Consider the following 11,983-nt stretch of genomic DNA (forward strand, 5'->3'; position numbering starts at 1 on the left):
ATCAAACGTTCCCGCCAAAACGAGAACGTGTTCTCATTGGGCATGGACTTCGTGCTCGTCGGCCGCCCCGTCCCGGACGTCGCCGTGGTGACTCTGAACCGCCCCGAGCGGATGAACTCGATGGCGTTCGAGGTGATGATCCCGCTGCGCGACACCCTGCGGAGCCTCAGCGACGACACGTCGGTCCGCGCGGTGGTCCTCACCGGCGCCGGGAAGGGCTTCTGTTCCGGCGCCGACCAGAGTGGCGACGTCCCGGACGTCCCGCACATCGGCGGCCTCACCACGCCGACGATCGCCCTGCGGATGATGGAACTCCTCGACGACCTGGTCACCACGCTGCGGGGGATGCACCAGCCGGTGATCGCGGCCGTGAACGGCGCGGCGATCGGCGGTGGGCTGTGTCTCGCGCTGGCGTGCGACATCCGCGTCGCGGCCACCGGTGCGTACTTTCGCGCCGCCGGCATCAACAATGGGCTCAGCGCATCCGAGCTCGGGTTGAGCTACCTGCTGCCGCGTGCGATCGGATCGTCACGGGCGTTCGAGATCATGCTGACCGGCCGAGACGTCGACGCCGCCGAGGCCGACCGCATCGGGCTCGTGTCCCGGGTCGTCGACGAGGCGGACGTCGTCGCCGAAGCCGTCGGTTAGGGACAGACCATCGCCGGCTGGAGCCGCCCGGGCATCGAGCTCACCAAGAAGACGTTGTGGGCCGGTCTCGACGCCTCGTCGCTCACCTCGCACATGCACGCCGAGGGCGTCGGCCAGCTGTTCATCCGACTGCTCACCGGGAACTTCCAGGAGGCCGTCAAGGCGCGGAAACAGAAGCGTCCGGCGGTCTTCCAGGACTGACCGTCACAAACGTCCGCATGAGGCGAGCAGAGGGCAATATGCCCTCCAGCCACGTATGTCAGACGTTTCTGACGAGTTGACGATCAGCCGGGCGGTCCGTCCGGTCCCGGCTGACAGTGCGGACACCACCAGGTGCGACGGCGTTCGGGATCGTTCGGGACCTCGTCGACGACACGGATCGGCGTGCCGCAGCGCAGGCAGGGTTTCGCCTTACGGCCCGCGACCCAGTGTTGTTCTCCGCGACGGGTGTTGCCCGTCGTGACCTGGTACGCCCCGGGGACCGTCGCCGAGTGGTGGATGGCCTTGCGGCCCAGACGCAGCAGCGCGGGGACGTCCACGTCGCCGATCGGCGTCCACGGGTTGAGTCCCCGCAGGAAGCACAGCTCGTTGACCCAGAGATTGCCGAACCCGGCGACGCACCGCTGGTCGAGCAGGACCGCAGACACGGCACGGTCGGGCTCGGCGGTCATCCTCCGCACGGCCTCGTCGGGATCCCAGTCCGCACGCAGCGGGTCGGGCCCGAGGTACCCGATGACGGTGTGCTCGTCGGCGGTGCGGATGAGCTCGACGATCGGCATCGTCACCCCGTAGGCCGCCGGGCCGTCGCGACCGCCCGGTCCCGCGGTCCGCAGGAGCACGCGGACGTCGAGCATCATGTCCCGCGGCAACCACTTGCCCTGGCGCGACACGGTCCAACTGCCGGTCATGAGCATGTGGGTGTGCAGCGTCAGCCCGTCGGAGAACCGAGTCAGCAGGTGCTTGCCGTGGGTGTCGAGGCCGAGGACCGTGTGATCCGAGAGGTCCGCGGTGGCGTGCGCGGGGACGCGGAGCTCTCCGCGGGTCACCGTCCGGCCGACGAGGACGTCGAGCTTGCGGGCGGCGACGTAGACGCTGTCACCTTCGGGCACGTCACCATCGTGCCCGCCCCGAGGCCAGCGACGCCCCCGACCGCCCGATAGCGTCGAGCACATGAGCCTGCGCATCCTGCTGACCAACGACGACGGCTGGGAGGCGCCCGGCATCTCGGCGATGGCCGACGGTCTGCGCGCCGCGGGTCACGAGGTCGTCGTGGTCGCCCCCGCGGACAACCAGAGCGGGGCGAGCGCCCGGATCTCGCCGACCGGGAAGCTCACCGTCACCCGCCCGCGCGGTGACGACCCGGTGTGGGCGGTGGGCGGCTCACCGGCGGACTCCGTGATCTTCGGTCTCACTCACGTCTTCGAGACCACGCTGGGCGGACGCCCCGACCTCGTGGTCTCCGGCGCGAACGCCGGGGCGAACGCCGGTCAGGCCGTGCACTTCTCCGGGACCGTCGGGGCCGCGGTGTGCGCCACCGGGTTCGGCACACCGGCGATCGCGGTGTCGACCCTGATGGCGTGGGACACCACGCCCACGACCGAACTCTTCGACGACACGGTCGTCGCCGTGGTCGCCCTGCTCCACGGTCGGACGCCGGCCGACGTCGTCCCCGACGGGGCGGTGCTGAACATCAACATCCCCGACGCCGACGCGCCGCGACCGCTCACCGCCGCCGCGGCGCGCGCCGACCACCTGCCGATGGGACGGATGGGCTACGCCGGCGACGGCCCCGAGTACCAGCTCGCGTTCGAGCCGGGACCCGAGCCCGCACCCGGCACCGACACCGCGGTCCTGCGCTCGGGACGGATCAGCCTGTCGGTGGTCCCGGTTGTCGGGACACCCTCAGCCGCAGACCATCTCGCCGCGGTCGCGACCGATCTCACCGACCGGATCGCCGCTCACCAGTAGACACCCGGGATCAAGCGCGCGATCCGCTTCGCCGACTCCGGGAGGGTCGCGTTCGGCACCGGCACCGGCGGGCGGGACCCCTTCTTCGACGGTGCGCTCTCGACCGGCGGCTTCTCCCCCTTCGCCGCGGCCGACTCCGGGAACAGCCGGTAGGCCTGGTGCAGCAGCAGGTTCTTGAAGCGCGGGGCGAAGATGCCGGTGAACTCGGCGATCGTGCCGACCGGGGTCTCGATGCGGACCGGCCGCTTCTCGAGCGCACGGATCACCATGTCCGCCGCGTCGTCCGGGGACGACGTCGGCAGCGACTGATAGATCGTGGTCGGCGCGATCATCGGGGTCCGCACCAGCGGCATCTTGATCGAGGTGAAGGTGATGCCGTCGTCGTGCAGCTCCGAGGAGATCACGTCGCTGAACGCGTCGAGCGCGGCCTTGCTGGCGACGTAGGCCGAGAACCGCGGGACCTTCGTCTGCACGCCGATCGACGACACGTTGACGATGTGTCCGAACCGTCGCTCGCGCATGCTCGGCAACAGCGCGAGCACGAGGCGCACCGCCCCGAAGTAGTTGACGCTCATGGTCCGTTCGAAGTCGTGCATGCGCTCGGTCGAGTGCACCACGCCACGGCGGATGGACCGGCCCGCGTTGTTGACGAGGAAGTCGACGTGGTCGTGCTCGTCGAGCACACGCTTGACGGTGATGTCGACGGACTCGTCGTCGGTGATGTCGCACGGGTAGCCGTACGCGTCGCCTCCGGCCTTCCGGATCTCCTCGACCGCGGCCTCGAGATCCTCGGCGCCCCGGGCGATCAGGATGACACGCGCACCGCGCCGCGCGGCCTTGTGCGCTGTCGCCAGACCGATGCCCGACGACCCGCCCGTGATCATCACGCGCCGTCCCGCGAGCTCACCCTCGGCGCTGGGACGACGGGCGCGGTTCGGGTCGAGGTGGTGCAACCAGTAGTCCCACAGCACGTCGGCGTAGGTGGAGAACTCCGGCACCGTCAGCCCCGTCCCGGCCAGCTCGCGCTGCGTCGCCGACGAGTCGAACACCGACGGGAACGCCATGTGCTCGAGGATCACCGGCGGGATGCCGATCTGGTCCAGGAAGAGATCACGGGCGATCTTGATCCCGGGCAGCTCGGTCGCCGCGAGCGCACGCGTGGAGATGGCCTCGGGGATGGCCCCGACGACCGTCGGCGCACCCGCGGCCCGGGCGAGCGCACCGAAGATCTCCGTCGCCGGTTGTGGCCGCGGGTTCACCAGGTGGAAGGCGCGACCGTCGAGATCGGAGGAACCGTGGATCAGCTCGACCATGGCGCCGGCCACGTAGTCGACCGGCACGATGTTGGTGTCGCCGATGTTCGGGACGAGCGTCGGCAGCAGATGAGGCAGCTGGGCCAAGAGCCGCAGCGCGGTGAAGAAGTAGTACGGGCCGTCGATCTTGTCCATCTCGCCGGTCTCGGAGTCGCCGACGACGATCGCAGGCCGATAGACGCGCCACCGCAGCCCGACCGCCTCGCGGACCATCTTCTCCGCCATGAACTTCGTCTCGTGGTACGGCGACGGCAGTCCCTGGCCGAGATCGAAGTCGTCCTCGGTGAACCGGCCGCGGTGATCGCCGGCGACCGCGACCGACGAGATGTGATGCAGCGTCGCGTCGAGTCGACGGGCGAGGTCGATGACGGCACTCGTGCCGGCGACGTTGGCGGCCTCCGACTCGGCGGCGCTGGCCGTCATGTCGTACACCGCGCCCAGGTGCACGACGTGGTCGGCCTCGGGTGCGTCGTCACCGAGTCCGAGCTCCGGTTGCGTCAGGTCACCCACCAGCGGTGTCACGCGATCGCCACCGATCCAGTCCGCCGCCATACGCTCGATGCGCGGGACCGACGAGGCGCGGACCAGGGCGTGGATCGTCGCGTCGGGTTCCCGTTCCAGCAGGCGGGCCACGACCCGTCGACCCAGGAACCCCGTCGCGCCGGTGACTATGTAGGTGGACATCACACCTCCGTGTCGTGCGGGCATCAGTTGCCCTCCATCGTCGCCCACCCGACACCCCGCTCACAGGCGGTTGCCGAGATCGGGGCGCCGTCCCAGCGGCTTCCCAGTGATCCTGGTGAGACTCCGGACATGACATCGATCGCACAGGCTGTCGTGACCACCGACCTCCCGGACCGCCAGGGGTTCCACCCGACGACCCGCGTCCGCGCCGGCGGCGCAGCGCTGATCGCGGGCGGCGCCCTCTGCATCGCCGGCGGGACACTTCACCCCATCGTCGACGGGCGGTCCCACTCCGTCGACGCCCTCACCGCCCCGCTGTCCCCCGGCGCCCAGGTGCTGCTGGCCGTCGGGACGGTCCTGCTGATCCTCGGACTACCGGTGCTGCACGCCTGGCTGTCCGGCCGCATCGGTCGTCTCGGATCGGTCGGGCTCGTCGCCTACCTGCTGGGGAACCTGGTGTCCGCGGGGGCTCACCTCGTCGTCGAGGTGTTCGTCGCGCACCCCCTCGCCGCCGATCCGGCGACCGCCGGGCTCATCGCCGACGACGACTCCATGCTCGGCACCTCCGCCTTTGGCGCGGTCAACGGGGTCGGCGGGGTCGTGATGCTCGCGGGGATGGCCGCGTTCGGTGTCGGACTGCTGCGGTCGCGGATCGTCCCGCGCTGGATCGGTGTGCTGACGACCCTCGGGATGCTCGGCTTCTTCCTCCCGATCCCGGCCACCCAGTTCCTGTCCGGGTTCGTCTACGAGGCACCCCGCGGCGTCGCGGTCCTCGCGCTCGGCGTGCTGATGCTGCGATCGCCGGCGGGTCCCTCGACCCGCTAGCGTCGACAGGGTGGAACCGCAGAGCTACTCCTCGGGTGAGCGGGTGTTCGGGCCGCCTCGGGGGACCTTCGACGCCGACTGGGCCGCGACCGCCCTGCGGTCCACCCGGCCCGACCTGGACCACCCGACATCGGTGCGGCTGATGGAGCGGGCGTGGGGCCTCATCCGCGAGGACGGGATCCGCGGGGACGAGCTGGCCGCGGCACTCATCGAACGAGACGGCGTCGACGCGACGACCGCGGCCGACGTCGCGGCCGTCGGCACCGAGATCGCGCAGTTCTACCTCGACCGCTGAGCGGACCGACGGAAATCGGACACCCGCGACGACATCACCGATGAGTTCCGATCCCGGCACCGGTCAGAACCCGTGACGCCCGCGAAGTCCGAGAGGTTCCCGATGACCCCACCCCGCACGAAAACCGATGGCGATTTGTCCGACTCCGTCGATACCCTGACCGCCATGTCGACCCCTGCCCCGACCGCGACCGACACCCCCGCCATCGAGGCGATCGGCCTGGTCAAGAAGTTCGGTGACGCCGTCGCCGTCGACGACGTCAGCTTCTCCGTGCCGCGGGGCAGCGTGCTGGGCCTGCTCGGCCCCAACGGCGCCGGCAAGACCACGACCGTCCGCATGATGACCACCCTCACGGCACCGACGTCGGGGACCGCCCGCATCGCCGGCCACGACGTCGTCGCCGAGCCCCACGCGGTCCGCCGCACCATGGGTCTCACCGGCCAGGCCGCCACCGTCGACGAACTGCTCACCGGCCGCGAGAACCTGTCGATGATCGGCGGCCTCTACGGGATCCGGCGTCGCGACCTGCGCCGCATCTCCGACCAGCTCCTCGAGCAGTTCTCGCTCAGCGACGCCGCCGACCGACCGGTGAAGTCGTACTCCGGGGGCATGCGCCGCCGCATCGACCTGGCCGTCAGCCTGCTCACCGCCCCGCCGGTCCTCTTCCTCGACGAGCCGACCACCGGCCTCGACCCGCGCAGCCGCTCCGAGCTGTGGGACGTGCTCCGCGGCCTCGTCGCGCAGGGCACCACGCTGCTGCTCACCACGCAGTACCTCGAGGAGGCCGACCAGCTCGCCGACGACATCGTCGTCATCAACAAGGGCAAGGTCATCGCGCAGGGCTCCCCGCTGCACCTCAAGGAGCAGGCCGGCAAGGCGAGCCTCGTGCTCACCGTGTCGCATGCCGACGACATCCCGGCCGCGGAGGCGTTGCTGCGCAAGACCGGCGGCGACGTCTTCGTCGACACCGGGGCTCGTCGTCTCACCGCACCGGCCGACGGTCTCGCCGACATGAACCGTGTCATCGGCTGGTTCACCGACAGCGGCATCGCCGTCGACGACATCGGGCTGTCGCGACCCAGCCTCGACGACGTGTTCCTCTCCCTCACCGGTCACCGTGCCGAACCCACCACCGACGCCCAGCAGGAGGTCCCGGCATGACCGCCACCGTCACACCCCCCGCGTTGTCCCTCGCCGCGCCCGAGATCCGTCGCACCACCGTGCTCCAGCAGTCCTGGATCATGGTCAAGCGCAACCTGATCCACACCAAGCGCATGCCGGAGATGCTCGCCGACGTGACGGTGCAGCCGATCATGTTCGTCGTGCTGTTCGCCTACGTGTTCGGCGCGTCGATCACCCAGACCGGTGGCGTCGACTACAAGGAGTTCCTGCTCCCCGGCATCATGGGCCAGACCATCGTGTTCTCGGCGTTCATCGTCGCGACCGGCATCTGCGGGGACCTGGAGAAGGGCATCATCGACCGCTTCCGGTCGCTGCCCATCAACCGGTCGTCGGTGCTCATCGGACGCAGCATCGCCGGGCTGCTCCACTCGTCCATCGGCATCGCCGTCATGGCGCTGACGGGTCTGCTCATCGGGTGGCGCATCCGCGGCAACGTCGGCGAGGCGATCCTGGCCTTCGCGCTCATCGTGGTGTTCGGGTTCGCGATGATCTGGTGGGGCATCTTCGTCGGCTCGCTGATGCGCTCGGTCGAGGCCGTCAACGGGGTGATGTTCACGATCCTGTTCCCGATCACGTTCGTGGCCAACACCTTCGTCCCCACCGGGCCGATGCCGACCTGGCTGCGCACCATCGCGGAATGGAACCCGATCTCGTCGCTCGTGCAGGCCCTGCGGGTGCTGTGGGGCAACGGCCCCGACGCCGCACCCGGCGCCGCGCTGCCGCTGCACCACCCGGTGCTGGCGACCGTCCTGTGGTCGGTCGCCCTCACCCTCGTCATCGCCCCGTTCGCGTTGCGCGCGTACACCAAGCGCACCTCGGACTGACCGTCGCGACAATCCGCGCATAGCGGACGAACCCGGTGCACACGCTGGTGTGCACCGGGTTTCGTGCGGTAAGCCCGTCTGATGCGGGCCACGGCAGGCGACAAGCTCGACAGGGATCAGCGGTCCGCGTTCGCCGCCAGCTACCTCGGTTGGACGATGGACGCGTTCGACTACTTCATCCTCGTCCTCGTCTACAAGGAGATCGCCGACGACTTCGGGGTCTCCCTGGAGAAGATGGCGTTCCTGACGACGGTCACCCTCGTGATGCGCCCGGTGGGTGCGTACCTCTTCGGCATCTGGGCCGACAAGATCGGTCGCAGGACACCGCTCATCGTCGACGTCTGCTTCTACTCCGTCGTCGGGTTCCTCTGCGCGTTCGCGCCGAACTACTGGTTCCTGTTCGTGCTGCGACTGCTCTACGGCATCGGGATGGGCGGCGAGTGGGGACTGGGCGCGGCGCTGTCGATGGAGAAGGTGCCGGCGCACCGCCGCGGGTTCTTCTCCGGTGTGCTGCAGGGCGGGTACGCGGGCGGATACCTCCTCGCGTCCCTGGCCTACCTGCTCGTGCACTCCTGGCTGGACCTCAGCTGGCGGTGGATCTTCGCCTTCTCCCTGCTGCCCGCGCTGGTCAGCCTGATCATCCGGCTCGGCGTGTCCGAGTCGGAGGTGTGGGTGACCACGAAGGAGACCCTCGCCCGCCACAACACGTCGGTCCGGACGGTCTTCCTCGACCCGACGATCCTCCGGCGGTTCGTCTACCTCGTCATCCTCATGGCCGCGTTCAACTTCCTCTCCCACGGCACCCAGGACATCTATCCGACATTCCTCAAGTCGACGGAGAACCGTGGTGCGGGCTTCGACGCGACGACGGCCACGTGGATCGCCGTGATCTACAACGTCGGCGCGATCATCGGAGGCCTGATCCTCGGATGGGCGTCCGACCGCATCGGGCGCAAGGGCGCCATCATCGTCGGCGCGCTCCTGACGTTGCCGATCATCCCGGTCTTCGCCTACTCCCGGTCGGCCGGGATGCTGTGTCTCGGCGCGTTCCTCGTCCAGGCGACGACGCAAGGCGCGTGGGCCGCGGTGCCGGCGCACCTGTCGGAGATGTCGCCGAACGCCATCCGCGGGTTCTACCCCGGGGTGACCTACCAGCTCGGCAACGTGATCGCAGCGCTGAACCTGCCACTGCAACAGCAGCTCTCGTCGACCTGGGGTTATCCGGCCGCACTCGCGACCACCGTGGCCCTCGCTGCCGTCGCGGTGGCGGTGCTGACGGCGGTGGGATCGCAGGCCACCGCCGTCGATTTCACCGCCGCCACGTCGGAACGCGCACCCGACCTGGTCTGACGCGCCCGTCTCCGCCCGATCAGGCGGTCAGCGCGAGGGCGGCGAGCGGGTCGCTGTACACCGCGTCGAGCGACACCGCCCCGGCCGCCTGCTGCTGCACCGACGCACCGGCGCGGGTGACACGGACGTCCCGGTTGGCCGCCGCGGGCGTCGACCGGACGGCCTTGGCCACCGCGGGCAGCGTCGACGGAGCGTCGGTGAACGCCTGCCCGCCGAGGATGACGTGGTCGGGGTTGAACATGTCGGCGATCAGCGACACGGTGCGGCCGAGGACCTCGGCACGCTCCAGGAGGATCGCCGACGCGGCCTCGTTGCCCGACGCCGCCGCGGCGTGCACGTCCTCGACCTGCTCGGCCGCCAGTCCGGCCGCGCGGGCGGCGTCGACGATGCCGGTGTCGCTGACCGCGGGCTCGAGGCGCCCGGTCTTGTCCGGGTCGAGCCAGGTGGTCGCGCCGATCGGGAAGTGTCCGATGACCGGCGGGCCGGCGGTCGGGGTGTAGACGGTGCCGCCGACGGTGAACGCGATGCCGACCATCTCGCGGGCGTAGAAGTACAGGAAGCTGCCCGGACCGTCCCCGTCGGAGAGGGATTCGGGGTTGACGAGCAGTTCGGCCGCGGCCATCGCCTCCACGTGCGAGGCCACCGACACGGGCAGGCCGATGGTCTGCGACAGCACGGGACCGACCGGCGCGCCCGACCAGCCCAGCCGGGGATGGTCGACGAGGCCGCCCTCGGCGACGCGACCGCCGATGGCGACACCGGTCCACAGCACGCGCTGCGACGGCCACCGCGACGCGAACCGTCGCGCCGACAGCCCGATCGCCGTCAGGGTCTGCTCCGGGGTGTCACCGACCGGGGTGGGGATCTGGATGGCCCCGACCACGCGGTGCTGCAGGTCGTGGGTGGTGATCGCGGTGACCTTCAGTCCGATGTGGATGCCCACGGTGAGGAAGTCGATCGTGTTGACCTCGAACGGCAGTCGCGGACGGCCGATGGCGCCGGCCGGCGCGAGGTCGGCGCGCTCACGGACGATGCCCGCCTTCAGCAATGCGCTGACCTGCCGGTTCACCGTCGAGATGGACAACCCGGACTGGGCCGCGGCGTCGTCGCGGAAGATCGGGCCCTGCAGACGGGCGATGCGCAGGACGACCGCCGACGGTTTCGTCGACAGCTGCAGCTGTGGCGTCGCGATGTGGATGACCGGTGTCCTCGTCGTCAGCGGGCCCCCGGCCGCGCCGATGGCCAGTGGTCGGGATCCCGGTCGCGTCCGCGCTCCGGCGTAGAGCGGACGGGGGCCGGCGGGCCGGCGGCGGGTGGTGACGTGGTCGAGCGATGCGGTCATGGAGATGTCCTGTCGAATGTGCCACATCCTGCGCGACGTGCAGGGATGTGAACGCGAATGTCTGACAACCGGCGTCACGCGGGATGCGGACGGACCGGGGCGGGTTCAGAGATTCGTGCGACAGAGAAGACGTGCGAACGGCAGACGGCAGCCCAGCGCGGTGATCACGTAGGTGACCTCCGGGATGGACGACGTCGTGCTCGGCATGTCGCTGAATCTAGCAAGGCGAACCAGGGGCGGCAAAGGCGGGATGTCGCAGGTCAGCGCGGTGGGGTTTCGCTCACGGCGCGTAAAAGTCGGCATCTGCGAGAAGCCGCACGCCACACTGGACGGCGACCTCGACCCGACGACGGAAGGATGCCGCGTGCCCGTGGACCTGCACTGGTTCCTGCCGACCTATGGGGACTCCCGCGACCTCATCGCCGGCGGCCACGGCAGCGGCATGCGCGGCGACCGCCCGGCCGACCTGAAGTACCTCAAACAACTGGCCGGCGCGGCCGAGATCAACGGCTTCTCCTCTGTCCTGATCCCGACCGGTCAGTGGTGCGAGGACGCGTGGCTGACCGCGGCACTGCTCGCCGACGCCACGGACACGCTGAAGTTCCTGGTCGCCGCGCGCCCCGGACTCGTCAGCCCCACGCTGACCGCGCAGATGGCCGCGACGCTGCAGTGGCAGTCGAAGGGGCGCCTGCTGATCAACGTCGTCACCGGCGGCGAGAGCTCGGAGCAGCGTGCCTACGGCGACTTCCTGACCAAGGACGCCCGGTACGAGAGGACCGGCGAGTTCCTCGAGGTGCTGCACCGACTGTGGACCGGTTCCGAGCCGGTCACGCTGAACGGCAACCACATCCGCGTCGAGAACGCCGACATCCCGCGCCGCCCCGACCCGGCGCCGCCCATCTTCTTCGGTGGCTCGTCACCCGCCGCCGGCGTTGTCGCGGCGCGTCACGCCGACACCTACCTCACGTGGGGTGAGCCGCCGGCCGCGGTCGCCGCCAAGATCGGCTGGATCCGCGACCTCGCACACGAGGTCGGTCGCTCCCCGACGTTCGGCATCCGTCTGCACGTGATCGCGCGGGAGACGTCGGAGGCGGCGTGGGCCGAGGCCGATCGGCTCCTCCACGCCCTCGACCCCGCGGTCGTGCGGCAGGCGCAGGCGTCGCTGGCCCGTTCGGAATCCGAGGGCCAGCGTCGGATGCGGGAACTGCACGGCGGTGGCGACGACTTCGTGACGTCCCGCGACGCGCGGTCGCTCGAGATCCACCCGGGCCTGTGGTCGGGGGTCGGCCTGGTCCGCGGCGGAGCGGGAACCGCGCTGGTCGGCTCGTACGATGAGGTCGCCGACAGCATCGCCGAATACGCGGCTCTCGGTCTCGACCACTTCATCCTCTCGGGATACCCCCACCTGGAGGAGGCGTACCACGTCGGGGAGGGTGTCCGACCGGCACTGGCCCGACGGGGACTACTCGACGACGACCCCGCCCCCGAGACCGGGCGCACGGGAACGGCTTTCCTCTCGTCCCTGGAGCCCGCGAGCGCGTCCTGAGACCCG

General features: G+C 70.2%; 10 protein-coding genes and 1 pseudogene. 8 read left to right on the forward strand and 3 right to left on the reverse strand.

Features of this window, described 5'->3' with window-relative positions; genetic code table 11:
* Positions 1 to 42: 42 nt before the first annotated feature.
* Positions 43 to 849 (forward strand): annotated as a pseudogene (locus LX12_RS04325) (enoyl-CoA hydratase).
* 83 nt (positions 850 to 932) lie between these two features.
* Here the strand turns inward: LX12_RS04325 and LX12_RS04330 are convergent.
* Entirely contained in the window at positions 933 to 1,757 is an 825-nt protein-coding gene (locus tag LX12_RS04330; protein ID WP_253653309.1) for a DNA-formamidopyrimidine glycosylase family protein, read from the reverse strand.
* 61 nt (positions 1,758 to 1,818) lie between these two features.
* Between LX12_RS04330 and surE the strand changes: the two genes are divergently transcribed.
* Positions 1,819 to 2,616 carry a 5'/3'-nucleotidase SurE gene (surE, locus tag LX12_RS04335; RefSeq protein ID WP_253653310.1) on the forward strand — a complete coding sequence of 266 codons (798 nt, stop codon included), beginning with the start codon at positions 1,819 to 1,821 and terminating at the stop codon, positions 2,614 to 2,616.
* On the opposite strand, the gene LX12_RS04340 is transcribed toward surE, so the two are convergent.
* Positions 2,607 to 4,613 carry an SDR family oxidoreductase gene (locus LX12_RS04340; protein WP_253653311.1) on the reverse strand — a complete coding sequence of 669 codons (2,007 nt, stop codon included), beginning with the start codon at positions 4,611 to 4,613 and terminating at the stop codon, positions 2,607 to 2,609. The genes surE and LX12_RS04340 overlap by 10 nt on opposite strands.
* 129 nt (positions 4,614 to 4,742) lie before the next feature.
* Here LX12_RS04340 and LX12_RS04345 point away from each other — a divergent pair, with 129 nt between their 5' ends.
* The 5 genes from LX12_RS04345 to LX12_RS04365 all read left to right on the forward strand — a co-directional run bounded on the left by LX12_RS04345 (position 4,743) and on the right by LX12_RS04365 (position 9,089).
* Complete coding sequence (locus LX12_RS04345; protein WP_253653312.1) at positions 4,743 to 5,438, forward strand: hypothetical protein; 696 nt, start codon at positions 4,743 to 4,745, stop codon at positions 5,436 to 5,438.
* 10 nt (positions 5,439 to 5,448) lie between these two features.
* On the forward strand, positions 5,449 to 5,733 hold the full coding sequence (locus LX12_RS04350; RefSeq protein WP_253653313.1) for a hypothetical protein: 285 nt from the start codon (positions 5,449 to 5,451) through the stop codon (positions 5,731 to 5,733).
* Positions 5,734 to 5,898: 165 nt separating this feature from the next.
* Positions 5,899 to 6,894, forward strand: coding sequence for an ATP-binding cassette domain-containing protein (locus tag LX12_RS04355; RefSeq protein WP_253653314.1), 996 nt, complete (start codon positions 5,899 to 5,901; stop codon positions 6,892 to 6,894).
* Positions 6,891 to 7,739: an ABC transporter permease gene (locus LX12_RS04360; RefSeq protein WP_253653315.1), complete on the forward strand. Its 849-nt coding sequence runs from the start codon at positions 6,891 to 6,893 to the stop codon at positions 7,737 to 7,739. The genes LX12_RS04355 and LX12_RS04360 overlap by 4 nt, the downstream gene beginning before the upstream one ends.
* Positions 7,740 to 7,820: 81 nt before the next feature.
* Positions 7,821 to 9,089, forward strand: a complete 1,269-nt coding sequence (locus LX12_RS04365) for an MFS transporter (protein ID WP_253653316.1) — start codon at positions 7,821 to 7,823, stop codon at positions 9,087 to 9,089.
* 19 nt (positions 9,090 to 9,108) lie between these two features.
* Here the strand turns inward: LX12_RS04365 and LX12_RS04370 are convergent, their stop codons facing one another.
* A complete protein-coding gene (locus LX12_RS04370; RefSeq protein ID WP_253653855.1) occupies positions 9,109 to 10,287 on the reverse strand; it encodes an ROK family transcriptional regulator in 1,179 nt (392 codons plus the stop codon).
* A gap of 508 nt (positions 10,288 to 10,795) precedes the next feature.
* Here LX12_RS04370 and LX12_RS04375 point away from each other — a divergent pair.
* The gene (locus LX12_RS04375) at positions 10,796 to 11,977 is read left to right on the forward strand and encodes an LLM class flavin-dependent oxidoreductase (protein WP_253653317.1); all 1,182 of its coding nucleotides are present in this window, start codon (positions 10,796 to 10,798) and stop codon (positions 11,975 to 11,977) included.
* The last annotated feature ends 6 nt before the right edge of the window (positions 11,978 to 11,983 follow it).

The sequence above is a fragment of the Williamsia serinedens genome (assembly GCF_024171725.1).
Taxonomy (GTDB): domain Bacteria; phylum Actinomycetota; class Actinomycetes; order Mycobacteriales; family Mycobacteriaceae; genus Williamsia_A; species Williamsia_A serinedens.